The organism is Mycobacterium numidiamassiliense, from assembly GCF_900157365.1.
GTDB lineage: Bacteria > Actinomycetota > Actinomycetes > Mycobacteriales > Mycobacteriaceae > Mycobacterium > Mycobacterium numidiamassiliense.
Window position 1 is genome coordinate 1596621 of sequence record NZ_FUEZ01000004.1, and the last position, 20194, is coordinate 1616814.

Annotated in this window: 19 protein-coding genes, 1 tRNA gene and 2 pseudogenes; 13 read left to right on the forward strand and 9 right to left on the reverse strand. The window is 64.1% G+C overall.

Going from position 1 to position 20194, the window contains the following annotated elements; all coding sequences use genetic code 11:
- Positions 1-4 precede the first annotated feature (4 nt).
- The 4 genes from mscL to MNAB215_RS16275 all read right to left on the reverse strand — a co-directional run bounded on the left by mscL (position 5) and on the right by MNAB215_RS16275 (position 2282).
- Positions 5-463, reverse strand: a complete 459-nt coding sequence (mscL, locus tag MNAB215_RS16260; protein WP_077079750.1) for a large-conductance mechanosensitive channel protein MscL — start codon at positions 461-463, stop codon at positions 5-7.
- A gap of 64 nt (positions 464-527) precedes the next feature.
- A complete protein-coding gene (locus tag MNAB215_RS16265; protein ID WP_077079751.1) occupies positions 528-1196 on the reverse strand; it encodes an SAF domain-containing protein in 669 nt (222 codons plus the stop codon).
- A gap of 65 nt (positions 1197-1261) precedes the next feature.
- Positions 1262-1609, reverse strand: a complete 348-nt coding sequence (locus tag MNAB215_RS16270) for an FmdB family zinc ribbon protein (RefSeq protein ID WP_077079752.1) — start codon at positions 1607-1609, stop codon at positions 1262-1264.
- A 58-nt stretch (positions 1610-1667) separates the two neighbouring features.
- Positions 1668-2282, reverse strand: a complete 615-nt coding sequence (locus tag MNAB215_RS16275) for a 5-formyltetrahydrofolate cyclo-ligase (RefSeq protein ID WP_077079753.1) — start codon at positions 2280-2282, stop codon at positions 1668-1670.
- A gap of 76 nt (positions 2283-2358) precedes the next feature.
- On the opposite strand from MNAB215_RS16275, the gene MNAB215_RS16280 reads away from it, so the two are divergent.
- From MNAB215_RS16280 to MNAB215_RS16305, 6 genes and pseudogenes are all read left to right on the forward strand, one after another.
- A complete protein-coding gene (locus tag MNAB215_RS16280) occupies positions 2359-3270 on the forward strand; it encodes a UTP--glucose-1-phosphate uridylyltransferase (RefSeq protein ID WP_077079754.1) in 912 nt (303 codons plus the stop codon).
- A 102-nt stretch (positions 3271-3372) separates the two neighbouring features.
- A complete protein-coding gene (glp, locus tag MNAB215_RS16285; protein ID WP_077079755.1) occupies positions 3373-4665 on the forward strand; it encodes a molybdotransferase-like divisome protein Glp in 1293 nt (430 codons plus the stop codon).
- A gap of 21 nt (positions 4666-4686) precedes the next feature.
- A complete protein-coding gene (locus tag MNAB215_RS16290) occupies positions 4687-5340 on the forward strand; it encodes a GNAT family N-acetyltransferase (RefSeq protein WP_217348933.1) in 654 nt (217 codons plus the stop codon).
- Between the two features lie 186 nt (positions 5341-5526).
- Positions 5527-6537 (forward strand): divisome protein SepX/GlpR, encoded by a 1011-nt coding sequence (gene sepX, locus MNAB215_RS16295; protein ID WP_077082070.1) that lies wholly within the window; start codon positions 5527-5529, stop codon positions 6535-6537.
- 49 nt (positions 6538-6586) lie between these two features.
- A tRNA-Ala gene (locus tag MNAB215_RS16300) sits at positions 6587-6659 on the forward strand.
- Between the two features lie 13 nt (positions 6660-6672).
- Positions 6673-7062, forward strand: a pseudogene (locus MNAB215_RS16305) (recombinase family protein); the annotation flags it as partial.
- A gap of 111 nt (positions 7063-7173) precedes the next feature.
- Here the strand turns inward: MNAB215_RS16305 and MNAB215_RS16310 are convergent.
- Positions 7174-9060: a PLL family lectin gene (locus MNAB215_RS16310; RefSeq protein ID WP_077079757.1), complete on the reverse strand. Its 1887-nt coding sequence runs from the start codon at positions 9058-9060 to the stop codon at positions 7174-7176.
- 234 nt (positions 9061-9294) lie between these two features.
- Positions 9295-9479, reverse strand: a pseudogene (locus tag MNAB215_RS30270) (hypothetical protein); the annotation flags it as partial.
- Between the two features lie 129 nt (positions 9480-9608).
- Here MNAB215_RS30270 and MNAB215_RS16320 point away from each other — a divergent pair.
- The 3 genes from MNAB215_RS16320 to MNAB215_RS16330 all read left to right on the forward strand — a co-directional run bounded on the left by MNAB215_RS16320 (position 9609) and on the right by MNAB215_RS16330 (position 11479).
- Positions 9609-9971, forward strand: coding sequence for a sensor histidine kinase (locus MNAB215_RS16320; RefSeq protein ID WP_077079758.1), 363 nt, complete (start codon positions 9609-9611; stop codon positions 9969-9971).
- A gap of 44 nt (positions 9972-10015) precedes the next feature.
- Positions 10016-10315, forward strand: a complete 300-nt coding sequence (locus MNAB215_RS16325) for a sensor histidine kinase (RefSeq protein WP_077079759.1) — start codon at positions 10016-10018, stop codon at positions 10313-10315.
- A gap of 492 nt (positions 10316-10807) precedes the next feature.
- Entirely contained in the window at positions 10808-11479 is a 672-nt protein-coding gene (locus tag MNAB215_RS16330) for an ANTAR domain-containing protein (protein ID WP_165691580.1), read from the forward strand.
- 85 nt (positions 11480-11564) lie between these two features.
- On the opposite strand, the gene MNAB215_RS16335 is transcribed toward MNAB215_RS16330, so the two are convergent.
- On the reverse strand, positions 11565-12785 hold the full coding sequence (locus MNAB215_RS16335; RefSeq protein WP_077079760.1) for a cupin domain-containing protein: 1221 nt from the start codon (positions 12783-12785) through the stop codon (positions 11565-11567).
- Between the two features lie 157 nt (positions 12786-12942).
- A complete protein-coding gene (locus MNAB215_RS16340) occupies positions 12943-13554 on the reverse strand; it encodes a TetR/AcrR family transcriptional regulator (protein ID WP_077079761.1) in 612 nt (203 codons plus the stop codon).
- Positions 13555-13638: 84 nt separating this feature from the next.
- Here MNAB215_RS16340 and MNAB215_RS16345 point away from each other — a divergent pair, with 84 nt between their 5' ends.
- The 3 genes from MNAB215_RS16345 to MNAB215_RS16355 all read left to right on the forward strand — a co-directional run bounded on the left by MNAB215_RS16345 (position 13639) and on the right by MNAB215_RS16355 (position 16622).
- Complete coding sequence (locus MNAB215_RS16345) at positions 13639-15216, forward strand: GMC family oxidoreductase (RefSeq protein ID WP_077079762.1); 1578 nt, start codon at positions 13639-13641, stop codon at positions 15214-15216.
- Positions 15217-15319: 103 nt separating this feature from the next.
- Entirely contained in the window at positions 15320-16243 is a 924-nt protein-coding gene (locus MNAB215_RS16350) for an alpha/beta hydrolase fold domain-containing protein (RefSeq protein ID WP_077079763.1), read from the forward strand.
- Between the two features lie 178 nt (positions 16244-16421).
- A complete protein-coding gene (locus MNAB215_RS16355; RefSeq protein ID WP_077079764.1) occupies positions 16422-16622 on the forward strand; it encodes a hypothetical protein in 201 nt (66 codons plus the stop codon).
- A gap of 5 nt (positions 16623-16627) precedes the next feature.
- On the opposite strand, the gene MNAB215_RS16360 is transcribed toward MNAB215_RS16355, so the two are convergent.
- Positions 16628-18175 (reverse strand): molybdopterin-dependent oxidoreductase, encoded by a 1548-nt coding sequence (locus MNAB215_RS16360; RefSeq protein WP_077079765.1) that lies wholly within the window; start codon positions 18173-18175, stop codon positions 16628-16630.
- Between the two features lie 167 nt (positions 18176-18342).
- Between MNAB215_RS16360 and MNAB215_RS16365 the strand changes: the two genes are divergently transcribed.
- Entirely contained in the window at positions 18343-20151 is a 1809-nt protein-coding gene (locus tag MNAB215_RS16365) for a molybdopterin-dependent oxidoreductase (protein WP_077079766.1), read from the forward strand.
- Positions 20152-20194: the final 43 nt, after the last annotated feature.

A 20194-nucleotide genomic window follows, 5' to 3' on the forward strand; every position in this document is an offset into this window, starting at 1 on the left:
CGGGTCACTGCGACTCGGCGTCCGCGCGGGGTCCGTGGGCGGGCGGGGGAGTACTAACGGACCCACCGTGTCGGCCGGATGAGTCTCCGTTGGTTTGCGCGAGCAGGTCGCGGATGTCGGTGAGCAAGACGATTTGCGCGTCGTCGGCCTGCTCGACCTCGCCCTGCTTGCGCAGCCTGTTGTAGGGCAGCACGACCAGGAAGTACACCACCGCGGCGACCAGGATGAAGTTGATCGCGGCCGACAGCACGATGTTCAGGTCGATGGTGTTGCCGCCGCCGATGTCGATCCGCAGGATGCCGACATCGGACTTCTGGTTGACGCCGATCCGGTTGATCAACGGCGTGATGATGCTCTCGGTGAACTTGGTGACCAACCCGGTGAACGCGGTACCGATGACCACGGCGACGGAGAGGTCGATGATATTGCCGCGGGAGAGAAACTCCTTGAACCCCTTGAGCATTGAATATCCTTTCTGGGCCGGCGAGATTTGCTGCGGACCCCATCGGAGAACAGCGGCCAGGCGCTCAGTGCAGAGTGAGGGTCACCTCCTGGCCCAACACCGAACCTGCCACCGTGTTCGCCACGCGAGCCGGCAGCGCGACTAACACTACGCGGTCGGTGTCGTTGGCCTGGACTTTCTGCTTGGGCGACACGAGGACGACGACGGCATCGGCCGCCACCACTCGACTGGATGCCTGCTTGCCGGGGTCCGCATCGGTGGCCGGGGCGGCCAGCACGTCGACGACATCGCCAACGCGGACCAGGTCGATCAGCGCACCGTCGGCCAGGTGCAGCGGCACAATCCGGGCGCCGGGCCCTGCGGTCGATTCGGCCAGCCGGCTGCTCAGTAGCCGGACGTCGGTGAGCACCTCGCCGCGTCGCGTCGGGCCGGCCAGCGTCGAACCGAGCACGGCGCCGATGTCGACCCGGGCGCCGTCGGGAAGTGTTGTAGCCGAACGCTTTTCGAGATGAATGTCGTCGGGGGTCAGGGCGGCGCCGGGGCTGAGGTCGTGGGTGGCGACCACCACCTCGGCGCGATCGTCGTCGGGATCAGAGCGCACCGCCGCCACGGCGGCCAACACGACCAGCCCGCCCGCGGCCACCCGCCGGGCCGCGACGGTTCGGGTCCAGTCTGGGCGCAACAGCGTCGCCGCCCGGCTCAATATCGTTGGATTCAGCGATGGCCCGCCCACGCCGCAACGCTAAGGGCATCGCATCGAGACCGCCGACGGTCAGGGGCAGCGCTGTGGATAACCCGTTAGCTGGACGTCGTCGCGGCGGACGCGGTGGAGCTGCTGCTCGACTTGTCGCTCGATCCGGATTTCTCGCCCGAGCCCGAGCTGGAACTCTCTTTGGAACCCGACTTCTCGCTCGAGCCCGACTCCTTGGTCGAGGAGCCGTTGGTCGCGGCCGTGGCTTTCTTGCCCGACTCGCGACTATCGGTCCGGTAGAAGCCGCTGCCCTTGAACACCACGCCGACGGAGTTGAAAAGCTTGCGCAGCCGCCCGGAGCACTTCTCGCACGTGGTCAGGGTGTCGTCGGTGAAGGCCTGCACAACGTCAAAGCGATCGCCGCAGTCAGTGCACGCGTAACTGTAGGTCGGCACTAAAAACCTCCGTGAATCAAGTTTGTTAGCACTCTACTATGCCCGAGTGCTAAAACCGTCAGAGCAGCGTTCTCATTCCCCCACCGCTGGGTGTCACGGCGATCATCCCATGCCGCGGGGTGAGCGCGTGCGTCATCGGAACGTCATGCGGTTCGGCGGGTAACTCGTCGAGCAGCTCCTCGTCGCGCACCACCGCGACCAGGCGTGCCTGCGGTTTTCTGGCGTCCAGCGAGCGGTCGTAGAAGCCTCGGCCTCGGCCCAGGCGCACGCCCCGGCGGTCGACGGCCAGCGCCGGGACCACCACGAGGGTGGCCTCGGCCAGGGCGGACTCGGGCAGCCAGGGCTCGGGCGGCTCGAGCAGCCCCCAGGGGCCGCGGACCAGCTCGCCCGGGCGGTAGGGGCCCCAGCGCAGCGGCAGGGGAGCGTCGTCACCGCTCATGCGCGCAACCGGCAGCAGTACACGGGCCGCCCGTCGCAGCAACACATTTAGCATTTCCACCGAACCCGGTTCGGTGCCCACCGGCACATAGGCGCACACGATGCTGCCGCTGCTCACCGTGGGCTCCAGGTGCTCGCACAGCCGCCTGGCCTCGGCCGCACGGACGGTTTCGGCAACGCCGCTGCGGGCCGCGAGAAGCTGTTCCCGCAACGCGGCCTTGCTCGCCGTTGCCATGCGTCAACCATGGCAGGTTGGGTATTCGGCCTGCCATGCAGAGGCGTCAAACCCCATGAGCGCTATGGTGTGAACGATGTCACGGCCCGATGAAGTTCCGATTCCGTACACGGCGATCGTGCCCGCCGCTGGTCTCGGCACGCGCTTCCTGCCGGCGACCAAGACGGTGCCCAAGGAGTTGCTGCCGGTCGTCGACACGCCGGGCATCGAGCTCGTCGCCGCCGAGGCGGCCGCGGCCGGTGCCGGCCGCTTGGTGATCATCACCTCCGAAGGCAAAGACGGCGTCGTCGCACATTTCGTCGAGGACCTGGTGCTCGAAGGCACGCTGGAAGCGCGCGGTAAGCACGCCATGCTGGCCAAGGTGCGCCGGGCGCCTGCGCTCATCAAGGTCGAGTCGGTGGTGCAGGCCGAGCCACTCGGGCTGGGACATGCCATCGGATGCGTCGAACCCACGCTGACACCCGACGAGGACGCCGTCATGGTGCTGCTGCCCGATGACCTGGTGCTGCCGACCGGGGTGCTTGAGACGATGGCCAAGGTGCGTGCCCAGTACGGCGGGACCGTGCTGTGCGCCATCGAGGTCACCCGCGAAGAGATAAGTGCCTACGGCGTTTTCGACGTTGAGGTTGTTCCCGGCGGCCACCCGGACGTGCTGAAGGTCAACGGCATGGTCGAAAAGCCCAGGGCCCAGGACGCCCCGTCGATGTATGCCGCGGCCGGCCGCTATCTGCTCGACCGGGCCATCTTCGACGCGCTGCGCCGCATCGAGCGCGGGACCGGCGGCGAGGTCCAGCTCACCGATGCGATCGCGCTGCTGATCAAAGAGGGTCACCCCGTACACGTCGTCGTGCACCACGGATCTCGACACGACTTGGGAAATCCCGGCGGCTACCTCAAGGCTGCGGTTGACTTTGCATTGGATCGTGACGACTACGGCCCGGACTTGCGGCGATGGTTGGTGGAGCGATTGGGCCTGACCGAGCAGTAGCCGGCCGATGACGCCGGGCCCGGCGAGCTTGGGGGGCCACGGCACGAGTCGGGGACCGGGCGCAGTTCGCCCGGCACGGCTTGACGGCAGAGAGGCGCGGTTGTGCGTTCTGTGGAGGAGCAGCAGGCTCGGATAACGGCCGCCGCGGTGGCCCCGCGGCCGATACGTGTCGCCATCGCCGAGGCGCAGGGATTGATGTGCGCCGAAGAAGTCGTCACCGAAAGGCCACTGCCCGGGTTCGACCAGGCCGCGATCGACGGCTACGCCGTGCGCAGTGTGGATGTGCTGGGCGTTGGTGAGGTCGGCGGCGATGCCGTCCTGGACGAAGGCGGCGATCCGATCGCCGACGAGGACGCGCGCGACGGGCTGGTCCTGCCGGTGATGGGAACCATCGAGGCCGGCACGCGCACCCCCAGCCGGCTGCAGCCCCGGCAGGCCGCCCGGGTGCACACCGGAGCTCCCCTGCCCACGCTGGCCGACGCGGTGCTGCCGTTGCGCTGGACCGACGGCGGAACGTCGAAGGTGCGGATTCTGCGCGGGGCGCCCTCGGGCGCCTACGTGCGGCGCGCCGGGGACGACGTCCAGCCCGGGGACGTCGCGGTGCGCTCCGGGACGATCATCGGTGCCGCTCAGGTGGGGCTGCTTGCCGCGGTCGGCCGTGAGCGGGTGCTGGTGCATCCGCGCCCGCGGGTCTCGGTGATGGCCATCGGCGGCGAGCTGGTGGACATCTCCCGGACTCCCGGCAACGGACAGGTCTACGACGTCAACTCCTATGCCCTGGCCGCCGCGGCCCGGGACGCCGGGGCGGAGGTCAACCGCATCGGCATCGTCTCCAACAACCCGCAAGAGTTCGGCGAAATCGTTCAGGGCCAGATCAATCGCGCCGAAGTGTTGGTGATCGCAGGCGGGGTCGGGGGCTCGACCGCCGAGGCGGTCCGTGGGGTGCTCTCCGAGCTCGGCGAGATGGAGGTCGTCCGGGTGGGCATGCATCCCGGATCGGTCCAGGGTTTCGGCCAGCTGGGTCGCGATGGTGTGCCGACCTTCCTGCTGCCGGCCAATCCGGTCAGCGCCCTGGTGGTGTTCGAGGTGATGGTCCGGCCGTTGATCCGGCTGTCGCTGGGCAAGCGCCAGCCGATGCGGCGCATCGTGCAGGCCCGCACGCTCTCGCCGATCACGTCGGTGGCGGGCCGCAAGGGCTACCTTCGCGGTCAGTTGATGCGTGATCAGGACAGCGGCGAGTACCTGGTACAGGCACTGGGCGGAGCGCCGGGGGCGTCGTCGCACCTGCTGGCCACACTCGCCGAGGCCAACTGCCTGGTGGTGATTCCCAGTGGGGCCGAACAGATTCGCACCGGCGAGATCGTCGACGTCGCCTTCCTGGCTCAGCGCGGCTGAGCGACACGACTGCGCACACACGTGAACCTCTTGCGTTCCAATTCCCGGCATCCCGGTTGGCCCATGACCGTTGGGCCACTGCGAGTCCCCGCCGGGGTGATCCGGTTGCGGGCGGTGCGGATGCGCGACGGCACCCAGTGGAGCAGGGCCCGGCTGGCCGATCGCGCGCACCTCGAGCCGTGGGAGCCCTCCACTGAGGGCGATTGGACGATGCGGCACACCGTGGCGGCCTGGCCGGCGTTGTGTTCGGGATTGCGCGCGGAGGCCCGCAACGGCCGGATGCTGCCCTACGTGATCGAGCTCGACGGACGCTTCTGCGGTCAGCTGACCATCGGCAACGTCACCCGCGGCGCGCTGCGATCGGCCTGGATCGGCTACTGGGTACCGAGCTCGGCCACCGGCGGCGGTGTGGCCACCGGGGCATTGGCGCTGGGTCTCGACCACTGCTTCGGGCCGGTCATGCTGCACCGCGTGGAAGCCACCGTGCGCCCGGAAAACGCCGCCAGCCGGGCCGTATTGGGCAAGGTCGGGTTCCGGGAAGAGGGCCTGCTGCGCCGCTACCTCGAGGTCGACCGCGCGTGGCGCGACCACCTGCTGATGGCCATCACTGTCGAAGAGGTCTACGGCTCCGTCGCATCGACCCTGGTGCGCGCGGGCCTTGCAAGTTGGGTGTGACCGGTTCCGCTTTGCCGGTGCCTTTGGGAGTAGCCGCGGACGACACCATGTGGCTAGCGCGACACGAGTGACGTTTGGTGCTTGTGAGAGCGAAATTACAGGTGTGTAATTGTGCTGGTCACTGTGATCCGGCCGCGCTGGCCACGAGGACCTTGCGGGGATCACGACCAGAAGGAGCAGGTCATCATGCCAAGCATCCCGCAGTCTTTGTTGTGGATTTCGCTCGTGGTGCTCTGGCTGTTCGTGCTCGTTCCCATGCTGATCAGCAAACGCGACGCGGTGCGGCGTACCAGCGATGTCGCATTGGCCAGCCGGGTCCTCAACGGAGGCGCCAACGCGCGGTTGCTCAAGCGCACCGGTCCGGCCGCGGGCCATCGCAGTGACCCGGACTGGCAGCACGCGGACGACCCGGCCGAGGACGAGTTCGACGAGGACGTTGACCAGGACAATCGTGACGAGCTGGACGAGGAGCACGACCACGAGGCCGAGGCGGACGATCCGCAGCCCGCGCGCCCGGTCGTGATACGGGTTGCCCCCGTCGAGCAGACCGAGCCCGACTACCTGGATGTCGACGTCATCGAAGATTCGGCGGCTCTCCCGGTCGGCGCCAGCGCCGCGGTTGACGAGGACGAGGACGACGACGCAGCGGCCGACCGGTCCGACCGCTACGAATACGTCGAGGATTCGTCGGGTCTGGAGGCCGAGGCGGACGACGAGTATGACGACGCGGATACGCGGGCGATCGTCGCGGCCCGGTCGCGTCGCCGGCGCTTCGACCCCAAGCACGCCGCCGAGATCAGCGCCCGGAAATACGCCCAACGCAAGCGTGTGCTGATGGTGATGGCCGTCATTCTGGTCGGTACCGCGACCGCGGCGTTCGAGATCACGCCGACGGCCTGGTGGGTCTGTGGCAGCGCCACCACCGTCACCCTGCTCTACCTGGGCTATCTGCGCCGGCAGACGCGGATCGAGGAGAAGGTACGCCGCCGCCGGATGCAGCGGATGGAGCGCGCGCGGCTCGGCGTGGAGAACTCGTACGACCGCGAGTACGACGTCGTCCCCTCGCGGTTGCGGCGCCCGGGCGCGGTGGTCCTGGAGATCGACGACGAGGACCCCATCTTCGAGCACCTCGACTACGCGATGCCGCAGCAGAACTACGGCTGGCCCCGCGACCTGCCCCGGGCCGTCGGTCAGTAGTCCTGACGGTCAGGGTGGGGTGCTGGAACTGGTAACCTGCTAGCGATCAGGGGCTATGGCGCAGTTGGTAGCGCGACTCGTTCGCATCGAGTAGGTCAGGGGTTCGAATCCCCTTAGCTCCACAACGTTTGAGCAGTCGTGGTGGTTGGTATCGACCGCTTGGGACGCAATGCCGCTGAGGTTACGACGACGATCCGCGACCTCAACCAGCGTGACATCGTGCTGCGCTCCCTGCGCGAGGCGATTGACACGTCGAATGCCACGGGACGGATGGTTGCCGGTGTCTTCGCCAGTCTCGCTGAGCTTGAGCTTGAACTCGGTGGTGAACGACGCTCAGCAGCCCGCGAAGCCCGCAGGGCACGAGGTCAGCACATTGGCCGGCCAAAAGCCCTCGATGACAAGAAGGCTGCTCTCGTTCAGCGCGTGCACGCTAGTGGCGCGTCGGCCAGCACAATTGCCAACGCCGTTGGGGTGAGTGAAGCGGCGATATACCGGGTGTTGTCGGAGAGCAAGTTGAGCGAATAGCCCTTGGTTGCGGGAGGCGAATTGTCTGCTCAGCGGGCAATATTTTTGCACCTAGAGGCGAACTGCGCATGTCCAACGTTTGCGGGATGAGGTCTTGGGCGCCGGCAACTATCAAGGTAGCTCCGCGAACTCGAAGCGAGTGAGGATGACCGAATGTGGGTTTTGTGGCGGGAAGCCGGCGGGATGTGAGGGGACTTGTGTAGACGTTAAATAGAGGTTGATATGAAGTCGCTCACGGCTTTCCGGCGTGTGATGTGGCAGGCGCTCCTTGCCTCCCGCCGAGGTAGTCGGAAGCCAGTTGTGAATAGACTGCGGAATCTTACCCGACCTGATTTGTTCAAGGCTGTAGCTGCCATTGAAGATAAACAAACCTGTATCCCAACTACCAACAACTTCAGGGTCTTGGCGTCGCAACCACAGAGTGACAACGGAACAATCCGCCGGGATTGGGAATCGGTTGATTACAGTATCGATAGCAGGTTGCAATGTGAATTGAGCGTTAGTACCCGGCTTGCGCAGTTGAGAACCATATGACAGCGTTTCCAACATGTCGATTTCCCGGTGCTGATTCGTCTCTTCGGTGGATATTCCAAACTGGTAGGTAAAAGCCCCAAAGCAGACATTGGGTTCGAAAGCCCCAAATTGTTTAGGCTCATTGGCTCGTACGGTCAGAACGTAGTCGCCATACCCGAGAAGGTCTGCAAGGACAATTTCAGCAGTTATGCACGCCTCTTTCGGGTCGTCGCCTGGCCTATTAGGATCGAAGGTACACAACGTAAGTTCATCTTGCCCGGGTCCGGGTGTGAAAAACCGCGTTGGGTCGAAGTTGGATTGATAACCGCTCCCCTGCCAGGTCCCACTCAGCGTGTCCCACCAGTAATTGATCCACCATTGTCTGCCCTGCCACGTGATGAACGGATTCCCGCCAGGGCAAGTATTAAGGTAGTCATCGCTCCATGTGGGATCTGTTGCCGCCCAGTTCCAATTATCCAGAAATTTCTTTGGATCTGGGTCATCTTTGTGCATGCTTTCCCGGATTTCGGACGTGCCCGCGACGGCGGGAACGAACCAAATGCGCTGATCGTTACGGTGCCCAGACGCCGGCCCCCCGGCCGGCGTCGAATTGGGGTGGTCGACGTCGTTGATGTCCCAGCTTGTCCATGGTGTTTGGTCAGGGGTGCCGAGGCAGTACTTCATCGGATTGTTCGAGTTGGGCGTATAGAAGACACAGAGCTGGCCTCTGAGCACCATCGCGGCCGGAGCGGGGCTTGTGATGATTGGGCCGCTGGCGTCGTTGAGTACTTGGCACGGCAACCACCTACCGTCCGGAGAGGGCTTACACATCGCGACCTGGTTGTTGCCATCTCCCTTGAAGAAGATGTACAGGCCGCCGTTGAAGAAGACCACGGCCGGAGCGGCGGATGTGTGGTCCTCGACGTCGTTTATGTACCTGCTGGGCGCCCAGTTCTTACCGTCGAAAAACGTATATATGATCCTGTTCGAGGGATCGTCGGCCTTGAAGAAGACGTACAGCTTGTCGTTGACGTGAATCGCCGCCGGACTGGTGGGTGTGCTCTGTGTTTGGCCGTCCTGGGTTACTAGCGGCTCGCCCTGCGACCAGTTCGCACCGTCGAACACGGTGAACCAGATTTGGTTCTTGGAGTCGTTGGGCCTAACGAAAAAGACGTAGAGCAAGCTCGGCTCGGGACCGCGCACGGGCCACGCAGCCGCAGCCGGAGAAAACGCCGTGACGAGTCCGGGGTCGCTCTCTTTGAGGGCCTTGCCCGGCGACCATTGGGCGCCGAACTCCTTCTGGCACCACATGAGTTTGTTGTCGGTACCCCTATAGAAAAGGTAGAACCAATTGGCGTCGACCATGTAGAGGTAGCTTGGACCTGTCCCCGCCGCGGCGGCCGTATTGGGGATGGGAACGCTGTTTAGCCACAGCCCAGGCCCCAGATCTTGCGTCGCACCGGAAATCGGCGAATGTTCACTCATAGCAACCTCAACTTTCAAGTGATAGGTTGCATCGACGTCCCCCCGCCGCTAAATGCAAACCGGGCTGACTTTCAGTCGGAGTTATACGGTAGGCATGCGAAGTGAAAGCGATGGAAACGCCGTGGGTACGTGCGATGTCAGCATCGACCGCACTACAGATGCGGCATGGCCAAACATGACCGGCAGAACCAGGAAGCAGACACGACGGAGTGGCAGCCAAGAAGTGCAAATCTTGACCGCAGCAGAGCCTATAACAACCTTGAAGCCGAACTCACGCCCCGCTCGCATGCGGTGACGCGGCACGTCGTCCAGTAAACGGGTCCTATTTCGTTCCGCTTCACCTGGCCACGGAGCCTAGTACCCAAGGTGGTGCCAGCCGCTCCATCCAACCCAAGCAAATACACCGCGTCAGATCTCAGCTGCCAGGTGTACGGTTGGCGATGCTGAGAGTTTCAGCCAGTCCGGGATTCGGTCAGCTGTCCGCCGCTGTCCTCACGAGCAGACGCTCACGCCGGACACACCGCTGATACCCGCATACAGGGGACATCATGAACCCCTTTCGAGCTGAAGATGTCAACCCCGTCAGCGACGCCGCCGACCACGCCGCAGTGGCACCGGAGTTCGGCAGCGCCCTAGAACATGCCCGTCATCAAACGGTGCTGGCCGACCGTGAGCGGATCGCGCATGATCTGAACGACTATGTGATTCAGCGGATCTTCGCTGTCGGTTTGGATCTGCAGGGCACCGTCGCCCGGTCCCGGTCCAGTGAGACCACCGCTCGGCTGAACCGGTCCATCAGTGACCTGCAGGCCGTGATCGAGGACATTGCACCGCCGTCTTCGAATTGCACGTCAACGGGGCACAGCGGATCGGCTTTGGGCAGCGGGTTCGGGTCGCGGTCAGCGACCTGACCGAAAACCGCGATATTGCCACGACACTGCGGATGTCTGGACCGATGAGCGTCATCGGCGACGACGTGGCTGATCGCGCTGAGTCGGTCATTCGAGAAGTGATTGGCAACAGCGTCCGACACTCTGGGGCAACACATTTGACCGTCGCAGTGACTGTTGACGACGAACTGAACGTCATGATCACCGATGACGGCTGCAGTATCAGCGCGGACGACGAGCGCCACAGTGCAGTAGCCAACATGGCGTCTCGCGCGGAACAGATCGGCGGTGACTGCCACCTGACAACACCACCAGGAGGCGGCACCGCAGTGAACTGGACCGCTCCGTTTGGTCCACCCCGATAGAAGGCACGCAGTAAGTCTGCGAGAGCAGCGGTTCCGTAACCCGCCGGCGGTAAAGCTCCCTCGCCGACACGACCCTGGCCCTTGGCTGCGTCTGTCTACACAGCGAATCCGACGGCGGCCAGTCTAATGCTGGCTGCTTAACATCACAGTTGCACCAACGGTCGTCTGACGGCGGACAAGCGGACGCAACCGGCCCTAAATCCGTCGCTGCGTTCCAGGCTAGCTGTCGTAGCGCGAAGGACGAAGTTCTACCGTCCGCGCATGGGCGCCACCCGAATCGTTTGTCGAAGCCGACCCGCCATCCGAAACGGGCAGCCCTAGTCGCGCTCACCGTCCGGCCGGATAAAAATTCAGAAAGTTAAATGTTTCCGTCGGGGGCAGAGGGGGGTAAAAAAGGTTGTGACCTCGAACGGGCGGATGTCGCGAATGCTTGACGAGCATCGCTTGGATACGCTTGCGGGCTCAGTAGTGGCCGAACCTTCCGCTGTTGGTGTGATGCTGCTTGACCGCGATTTTCGTATCCGCGGCGCGAATGCGACCTATGAAGCGGTCTCCATGCGGCAGCGCGAGGAGATGCTCGGTGACTTCGTCTTCGACGTGTTCCCGGACGACCCGAAGGATCCGCAGGCCAGCGGTTCGTCTCAGCTTCTCGTGTCCGTCGAGGCCGCGATGCGCAGGCGCGGAACCGATACCATGCCGATCTTCCGATACGACATTGCCGATCCGCGGAATCCTGACGTCTTCGTTGCGAAGCTGTGGACGTGCAAGAGCACCTCGGTCGACGATGGCGGCGAGCAGATCGGAGTGCTGCTCCACGTAGCCGAGATCACCTCACTTGACCAGGCGTTGTCAGCGTTGTCGCAGAACATCGCGGGCGGTGCAACACTCGGTGTCGCCGAGCAACTCCACGTGCTGTCTGCCCTGGCCGCCTCCGTGCGCGCGGACCGGGACTATGCGCAGGCGATGGCCCGGGAGAACGAGCAACTTCGGTCTGCTCTTGAAACTCGCGACGTCATCGGCCAGGCCAAGGGCATGCTCATGGAACGTTTCGACGTCGACTCGGCGGCGGCGTTCAGCCTGTTGACGAGGCTGTCACAGGACTCGAATACCCGACTGGCGCACGTTGCCGAGAAGCTCATCGAAATCGACCATCCGCGCACGTAACCGCGCCGTCGGTGTCAGAGGACGCTCGCCTGGGCCGTTGAGTAACCGGGGTTCGAATGCCCTTAGCTCCACCAAGGTCGGCAGGTCAGGGCGCTGAGCCCGGCGCGTCTGGCAGCCGAACAAGAAATCCAGCCATGATCAGCGATCTGGCCAGTTCCGTCTGCTGCTCAGCAGACAGCCCGGGTAGGTCGCAAACCCGAAACGGCTCAGTGCTTTTCGACAGAAATTGCAATGCGTCCTCATGGTCGGGAGCGGCTTTTATTTCAAGTTGGGCGAAGTTCAGCGCGACGCCGTCGGGAGTGTCCGTTACCCGCGAATATAGCGGCTGGTACTTCATCACGCGGGTGCGGCCATCGATCCCGATGGCGTCCGAGATCGCCTGTCCGACCGGCGCGCATTGGCCGCGTTTGACCAGGTCATCCGAGAGCGAACTGAGACCCTCCGCGATGACGCCGGGCTCTTCGAGGGCCTCGATGGCGTCACGCGCGAGGGCACCCAGCCTGGGACGGACGTCGGGGTCGTTCAGGTAGCGCGGCGGCAACTGGGTGTGGACGCGGTCATCGGAGTGGCTGAGGGAATCAAGCGCGCGGGTGATGAGCGTGAGGAGCGTGGGTGCGTGCAGGCCGACGGCCAAGTGGACCGACACCTCCGAGGTGGCCTCGGCCGCATGAACTCGGCCGCGTGGCAGGTAGAGCACGTCGCCGACCTCCATATGCACGTCGGTCGGCGACGGGAGCGAGGCGATGGCAATTGGTTCCTTGCGATACATGTCGTGCGGTGCTCTATCAGCGCCGTCGTAGAGGTGCCAGATCTTGGATCCCCGAATCTGCAGGATCAGGACGTCGTGGTCGTCGGCGTGGGGGGTGAAGCCTTGCGAGCCAGGGGGTGTGAAGTAGGCGTTGACCTGCGTCGCGAAGTTGAACTCGACCTCGATGGAGTGCGCGAGCGAGGCAAGCGTGCGCACATATCGCTGAATGCTCTCCAGGACGACCGTGTAGCCATCGCCAAAGTCCTTGCCGAGGGCTACAGCATCGAAACTGCCGCCGGCAAGCCGGTAGATGTGCCGGTCCTTCGTGTCGTCCTTTCGGACCATGCACGTCAGTGATAGATCTGGCCGAAACAGGCCGGCCAGCTCGTCGACGGACGCCGAACCGTCCAGCAGGCGATCGAAGTATTCCGGGCGGTGGCGGCTGACGTGGTAGTGCGTCGCACCCCACACCTCGGCGAGAAACGACTCGACGGTCAGCGGATCAAGCAACCAGGCCAACGACGGCTCGGGACCAGCGCCCGAGAAGCGTTGCTGCATCGGCCGTGCCTTCCGTCTTCTGGCCGCCGTTCTTTGGTCATGCGTTCGCTTGTTTAGCGCCAAAGTGTTCGACCAGTGTGCCTGTTTAAGTACCTTTTCGACAAAAGGCATCAACGCATACCTACGCCACCAAACGCGCACGAATGCGGCCGAGGGGCTAACCGCTACCGGCGTCCCCGTCGTGAACGTCAGAGCCGATCAGCGTGGCCACCGTGTCGGCGGCGGACTCGATTGGCGCGAAGCGGGATTCGCTGTGTTCGGGGATGCCGCGCGAGATCAGGATCGATCCGACCAGGAGGGCGACGATGCTCCACGCCCGTCGCTGTCGATCGGCCTCGTCGCCGTCCAGTAGTTCGGCGATGCGAGCGACGAGTGCGGTCATCTTGCGCTGGTAGGCGTCTTTGACTGGTGGTTCGGCGCGGGAGACGTCGGCGCTCAAGGTGGGCATCACGCACCCCTCCGCTGGGTCGATGCTGTGGTCCGCGCTGAGGTAGTCGTTGACAAAGCTGATCAGGCGGGCCCGCCCTTGCGCTCGGGTGGTCGAGTTCGTATCGGTCAGCAAGGGTTCGCCCAACCCGGCGTCGATGACGGCTTCGAGCAGGGCCTCTTTGTTCGGGAAGTTCGAATAGAACGCGCCAGATGTCATGCCCGCGGCGGCCGCAAGGCCGTCCACGCCGACGCCGTTGAAGCCGCGGGTCTTCAACGTGCGGGCACCGGCCCGCAGCAATGCATCGCGCGCTCGCGCTTTCTGGTCGGCCGGATATCTCACTGGTCCTCCTTGACGCTCCCGACAATCATAGGATAGCGTGCGTTATATAACGATCGTGATCCTACGATCCGATGGAGGAAGTAGATGGTGCGTGACCGGGCTGCGCACGTCGTGGGCGTATTGGGGCCTGCCTACGACGTCATCGTGTGTGGGGCGGGGTCGTCTGGATCGGTGATCGCGCGGCGGGTCGCCGAGAATCCCGACGTCAGGGTGCTGCTCCTGGAGGCCGGAGGCTCCGATGAGATATCTGCCGTCACCGAGGCGGCCCAGTGGCCGAGGAACCTTGGCGGCGAGCGTGATTGGAATTTCGCTTCCGAGCCCGACCCGTCGTTGGGTGGCCGCTCGATCCCGTTTGCGATGGGCAAAGTGCTGGGTGGGGGGTCGAGCATCAACCTGATGATCTGGGCGCGGGGACATCGGAGCGACTGGGAGCACTTCGCTGTTGAATCCGGCGAGCCATCGTGGGGATATGGGCCGGTGCTCGATTTGTATCGATCGATCGAGGATTGGCATGGCGTCGGCGAGCCGAATCACCGCGGCAGCGGCGGACCAGTCTTCGTGCAGCCCGCGCCCGAGGTGCACCCGCTGGCCGTGGCGACCGTCGATGCGGCCAGGGCGGTGGGGATTCCGACTTACCAAAGTCCCAACGGCCGCATGATGGAAGAGAACCGCGGCGCCTCCATCACCGACCTGCGCTGGCGTGACGGTAAGCGCCTCTCGGTGTTCCGCACCTACATCACCCCGTATCTGGACAAACCCAACCTCACGGTGGTCGCGAACGCGCTCGTGACACGGATCCTCTTCGAGGGCGACCGAGCCACCGGTGTCGAGTTGATTCATGGTGGCGGCCTGCACACGGTCACCGCGCAGGACGAGGTCGTGCTGTCCCTCGGCGCGATCCACACTCCGAAGGTGCTGATGCAGTCCGGCATCGGCGATGAAGTCGAGCTGCGTCGCGTCGGCGTTGCGGTCCGGCAGCATCTGCCGGGTGTCGGCCGTAACTTCCAAGACCACTTCGGCTTCGACTGTGTGTGGCAGTTTCCGGAAACCGTACCAGGCAGCACCCAGGTGGGGTCGACGCTGTTTTGGGACTCAGGGGCGGCGGACGTCGAGGGGCCGGACCTGTTCGCGTGCCTGGGGCCATTTCCGAAGTCAACTCCGGAAAATGTCGCCAAATTCGGTCTGCCAGAAAACAGTTGGTGCCTTTTCGGGTCGCCCACACACCCGAATAGCCGTGGTCGATTGCGGTTATCCGGCCCGGATCCGTCGGACCCTATTCGGATCGAAGCCAACGCGCTATCGCACCCCGATGACCGCAAATCAGCCATCGCCTGCATCGAAGTTCTTCGGGAAATCGGCAATTCAGCGGAGATTCGTCCGTTCGTCGAACGGGAGGTCATGCCAGGCGACCTGGCAGGAGCAGAACTTGAAAGCTACCTCCGCGGTGCCGTCACCACCTACTGGCACGAATCGGGGACGGCGAAGATGGGCCGCGACCAAATGTCGGTGGTCGATGGACAGCTGAAAGTTCATGGGATCGCCAATCTGCGCGTCGCCGACGCGTCGATCATGCCTCGAATCACCGCCGGCAACACCATGGCCCCGTGCGTGGTCATCGGTGAACGTGCCGCGCAGTTCATCAAATCGGACCGTCGGCTCTGAACGGCCTCGCATACGGGGAGCTTCACAACACAAATTGATCTCGAGCACAAAGCAATTCAAACGCACAACGCGAAAACCACTGAATCACAGAAGGGCAAACCACATGGCAAGCAGCGAAGCAATCGAATCCGCGGATTTCCTAGCGACACTGCGCACGCGATCCTCAGACCCTCATCTTGATCTGCCGATGATCCGAGACATCATCGAGTCGATTCATCTGGCCAGCAAGGAGCCGGAAGGGGTCAGCTACGTCGAAGCGAATGTTGGTGGGGTCGAAGCGCTTTGGTGCAAGCCTGCGGGCGGCGACGAGAGCGCAGTGCTTCTGCACAACCATATGGGTGGCACCGTCGTGGCATCGATGCATTCTGATCGCAAAGCCGCCGCGCACATCGCCAAGGCAGCGGGAGTGCCAGCTCTGGTGCTGAACTATCGGCGATCACCCGAGAATAAATTCCCTGCACAGATCGACGATGTCGACAACGCCTACAACTGGTTGCTCGATCAGGGTTATCGGCCGCAAAACATCGCCAGCGTCGGTCACTCGATCGGCGGCAACTTCGCCGTCAGTCTCGCGCTACGACTGCGCGATAGCGGAGCCCCGGTGCCTGCCGCCATCTTGGCCATCTCTCCCTGGGTGGATATGACGATTTCCAACCCCACCATCGACGGCAACGCCTCCGCCGACAAACTGCTCACACGTCCTTTGCTGGAGATGTTTCGAGGTCTGTGGCTCGATGGCACGGGTGTCGAATGGAACGACGCACGCGTCAATCTGCTCGCCGCCGATCTCTCTGGTCTGCCCCCGACCGCGATCTATTACGGCACCGACGAGCTGCTCGCCGGCGAGGCCACCGAACTCGCAAAGCGAGCCGAAGCGGCAGGCAACGACGTCCTTTTGCGATCGGTCCCCGCAGGCCAGCACTCTTTCATTGTCGCCGCAGGCAGGGTGCCTGAAGTAGACCAAGCCATCGCAGAAATGGGCAGTTGGGTGCGATCGAAACTCGGACTTGGCGCGGCCGCGCGCTAGCGGCGGCGCACACCAGAACGACGACACACCATCGCTCAAGAATCCGCCCGTCTGACCAACCATCCGGCCCAGCAGGGTGTTACGCCTGCCACTCGACTCGTCCGCGGCCAGCCCGCGCCGGCATGATCGGGTACCGGCCGAATCGAGAGACCCTGCGAAGGGCGCCTACGATCCCCATATGAGAAGGGCTTTCGTCGTCACATTCGCGTTCGGGTTGCTCGTCACGGTGTTCGGTCTGATCTGGGCGCTGCAGGGATTCGGAGTGCTCCTTGGTAGCCCGATGAGCAACACCACCACCTGGTCCATCATCGGCCCGATCACGGCGGTGATCGGTGTCGTGATCGCGGTATTCAGCTGGCGGAAACTCTCCGCCAAGTAGCGCTCTTAGCTCTCCGCGACGCTGAAGTCCACCGTGTGCCAGCCGGTGGCGCCATCGGGCACGCTGCCGACCCGATCTGCGGTTTGGGTGGCTCCGGTGTTGTCGGTGGCGCGCACCGTAATGGTGTGCTTCCCAGCACTTTTCGCCTGCCACGGGAAGCTCCATAACCGCCATGTCGCGTTGGAATAGCTGGCGCCCAGCTCGGCGGGCTGCCACCCGCCGTCGTCGATGCGAACCTCCACGGCGCGCACCCCACGATTCTGTGCCCACGCGACACCGCCGAACACCACGGGCCCGCGCGGCAGCGTCTGGCCACCTTTCGGCACGTCGATGCGTGACTCGGTCTTGATGGGTGCTTGCGGCGCCCAGCCCATCTGTGTCCAGTACGCCTGTGCTTTGTCGAAGCGGGTCAGCTCCAAGTCGACGACCCATTTGGTGGCCGACACGTACCCGTAGAGCCCGGGTACCACCAGCCGGGCCGGGTAGCCATGCGCGATAGGGAGGGGCTGACCGTTGAGGCCGACCGCCAGGAGCGCGTCGCGGCCATCGGTCAGCGCCTCAACTGGTGTGCCGGCCGTGAATCCGTCGATCGACGTCGACAGCACCATGTCGGCATCTGGGTGCACGTGGGCGTCCGCCAGCAGATCGGCCACCCGGTAACCGGTCCACACACCCGTCGAAATCAAATTTCCCCCAACGGGATTCGACACACAGGTCAACGTCATCACCATTTCGGCGACGTCGAAGCCGGCGAGTTGGCCGAAGCTGTAGGTGATTTCGCGGTCCACCATGCCGTGGATGCGCAGCCGCCAGTCAGCGTGACTGAGTTGGGGAATACTGAGTGCGGTGTCTACCCGGTAGAAGTCGGCGCTTGCCGTGATAAAGCTGGGTAGCACAACGCCTTTCGGCTGCACATCGGCGGGTATCGGGGGCGCCGACACCCGTGGTCGGGGAAGCGTGAGGCTGTTGCGGTCACCGGCGACCGAATGCACGAGCCGCGTGATGACGGCGCCCGCAACCCCGCTCACCACTCCGAGTCCCAGCAGACCGATCACGACCAAGCGGCGCCTGCCGGCATCCGGATCGTCATCATCGGGGCCGGCTTCGTCGTCGTTGCCGCCGGGCCCGAAACGGCGGGTGAGCCAGCGAAGGACGGCCACGCCGCAGGCGGTGCCGACGACGGTGGGGATCGTGTCGATCGCCGTCGCACCCTGCCGCGCAAGCACTGCGAGGCTGCCGAGGACGCCTGCCGCGACGATCGCGGCGCTGCCGACTGGGCGGCGCCGAGTCTCGAGGCTCCCGGCGATTGCCGCGATCGTCGCGATTGCCACGAGAACGACGACGGACAGGAAGAGTTTGTCCAGCGAGCCCAGGGTCTGAATCGCCCACTCTTTGACGGGCCCGGGTGTCAGGTCGACGGCCATGGAGCCGACCGCGGCTCGCGCGTCGGCCCGCGCCCCGAACGGGATGCCGACCAGCTGGGCTACCCCGAGCGAGATCGACGCCGCGGCAACCCCGGCGATCATCCGCTCGTTCGACGGGGCGGCAGCCATCGCAGCCACTGTACTCGCCGTTCATCGCCGGGGTTGCAAAAACCTTGCCGTGCAGGCGAACCGGGCGTTCAGCTGCGCAAACCCGACCACGGCACGTAACTTGTTTGGTTACACGGTGCCATCTGTGATCGAAGTCGTCTCAGCGCAAGAACCAGAGGGGACACGGTATGACTGGCGATCCACCACCCGATAGGGACACGGCCGCTCACGCCTTCCCTGAATCACTGCTGGATCAGCGTAGGCGCCCGCCCGTGCTGAAACGCCGCGTCGATCTCAGTGACTGGGCTGGAGGGATAACGCAGGAACAGGCACGGGTGCCGGCGATCCGGATCAATCGGCGCTGGTTCAACACCCTGTGGCTGCTCCCCATCGGCCTGGCCGGGCTCCTGGTCGCGGTGGCGCTGGGGCAGCAGTTGCGCCACTACGGCTGGATGCAGAGCTTCCTCGACACCTATCCCGGAACGTCGACAACGTATGCGGCGCCGGTCACCTCGGGATTTCCGGCATGGCTGCGCTGGCAGCACCTGTTCAACATCGTCTTCATGATGTTCATCATTCGCGCGGGAATTCAGATTCTCGCCGACCATCCGCGGCTGTATCTCAATTCGGGCTGTCGCCCCGGGAGCGAATGGTTCCGGATGCGCGATCCGGTCCCGCCCGACCGCATGGACCAAGAGGACGCGGCGCACGTGTGGACGGCCAAGGATGACGCGGTCGCCCTCCCGAAATGGCTCGGCATACCCGGCATCCGGCACACGATCGGGCTGGCGCGGTGGTGGCACTTCAGCTTCGATCTCTTGTGGCTGGTGAATGGCCTGATCTTTTACGTGTTGCTTTTCGCCACGGGCCAGTGGCGACGGATTGTCCCGACATCGTGGGATGTCTTGCCCAATGCCCTGTCCACGGCGGTGCAGTACGCCTCCCTCGATTTCCCGTCGAACCAGGGCTTCACGAACTACAACGGGATGCAGATCATCGCCTACTTCACCACTGTCTTCGTCGCTGCGCCGCTGGCCTTCCTCACCGGGTTGCTACAGGCTCCGGCGGTCGCGGCGCGGTTCGGTTTCGGCCGGGGCGTGTTCAATCGGCAGGTCGCACGGACCGTGCATTTCGCGATTCTCGTCTGGATGGTGTTTTTCATCTTCGTCCACACGGTGATGGTGTTCACCACCGGACTCGTGGGGAACCTGAACCACATCGTGTTGGGCACCGACACGAAATCCTATTGGCCACTGGTGGTTTACCTCGCGGCGATGGTCATTATCGTCACCATGTGGTTGAGCGCTTCTCCCATCACGCTGCGCTATCCCGGTGTGGTCCAGGTGGTCGGTCGTTCGATGGTGGGGTGGCTGAAGGACTTTCTGGAGCGGCTGCATCCCAACGCGACCTATTCCGAAAAAGACATCTCGCCGTATCTCTGGCCCAATGGCACGCTGCCCACGTCCGACGATTATCGCCGCCTGCAAGCCGGTAATTGGAAGGACTACTCGCTGCGGATCGAGGGACTAGTCGAGAATTCGGTCACGCTGACCTACGACGAACTGCGCGCACTGCCCAAGCACGAGAAGATCACCCAGCACTACTGCATTCAAGGGTGGTCCGGTGTCGCCAAATGGGGCGGCGTCCGCATGTCGGACATCCTCGATCTGGTGCACCCCCGGCCATCGGCTCGCTGGGTGGTGTTCTACTCGTTCGCCGAAGGAGCTGGCGGCGCGCTCGAGGGCCGGTACTACGACTGTCACAAGATCGAGCACATGCACGAACCGACGTGTCTGCTCGCCTACGAGATGAATGGCGAGCCGCTCAACGAAGCCCATGGCGCCCCGCTGCGGCTGCGAAATGAGCGCGAGATCGGTTTCAAGCAGGTCAAGTGGATCGAAGCGATCGAGTTCGTGGACAGTTTCGCCCACCTGGGGTTCGGGCAGGGCGGATACAACGAAGACCACGAGTTCTACGGGTACCGGATGCCGATCTAGCCCAGCCGTTGAGCGCGACGGGCCGGTGGCCGTAACGTCGCGT

What these genes read in the sequence shown, in the direction of transcription:
- mscL (WP_077079750.1), bottom strand. Translation starts at nt 463, where the DNA reads ATGCTCAAGGGGTTCAAGGAGTTTCTCTCCCGCGGCAATATCATCGAC.
- MNAB215_RS16275 (WP_077079753.1), bottom strand. Translation starts at nt 2,282, where the DNA reads ATGGCAACGGCGAGCAAGGCCGCGTTGCGGGAACAGCTTCTCGCGGCC.
- MNAB215_RS16280 (WP_077079754.1), top strand. Translation starts at nt 2,359, where the DNA reads ATGTCACGGCCCGATGAAGTTCCGATTCCGTACACGGCGATCGTGCCC.
- sepX (WP_077082070.1), top strand. Translation starts at nt 5,527, where the DNA reads ATGCCAAGCATCCCGCAGTCTTTGTTGTGGATTTCGCTCGTGGTGCTC.
- MNAB215_RS16310 (WP_077079757.1), bottom strand. Translation starts at nt 9,060, where the DNA reads ATGAGTGAACATTCGCCGATTTCCGGTGCGACGCAAGATCTGGGGCCT.
- MNAB215_RS16320 (WP_077079758.1), top strand. Translation starts at nt 9,609, where the DNA reads ATGAACCCCTTTCGAGCTGAAGATGTCAACCCCGTCAGCGACGCCGCC.
- MNAB215_RS16325 (WP_077079759.1), top strand. Translation starts at nt 10,016, where the DNA reads ATGAGCGTCATCGGCGACGACGTGGCTGATCGCGCTGAGTCGGTCATT.
- MNAB215_RS16335 (WP_077079760.1), bottom strand. Translation starts at nt 12,785, where the DNA reads ATGCAGCAACGCTTCTCGGGCGCTGGTCCCGAGCCGTCGTTGGCCTGG.
- MNAB215_RS16345 (WP_077079762.1), top strand. Translation starts at nt 13,639, where the DNA reads ATGGTGCGTGACCGGGCTGCGCACGTCGTGGGCGTATTGGGGCCTGCC.
- MNAB215_RS16350 (WP_077079763.1), top strand. Translation starts at nt 15,320, where the DNA reads ATGGCAAGCAGCGAAGCAATCGAATCCGCGGATTTCCTAGCGACACTG.
- MNAB215_RS16355 (WP_077079764.1), top strand. Translation starts at nt 16,422, where the DNA reads ATGAGAAGGGCTTTCGTCGTCACATTCGCGTTCGGGTTGCTCGTCACG.
- MNAB215_RS16360 (WP_077079765.1), bottom strand. Translation starts at nt 18,175, where the DNA reads ATGGCTGCCGCCCCGTCGAACGAGCGGATGATCGCCGGGGTTGCCGCG.
- MNAB215_RS16365 (WP_077079766.1), top strand. Translation starts at nt 18,343, where the DNA reads ATGACTGGCGATCCACCACCCGATAGGGACACGGCCGCTCACGCCTTC.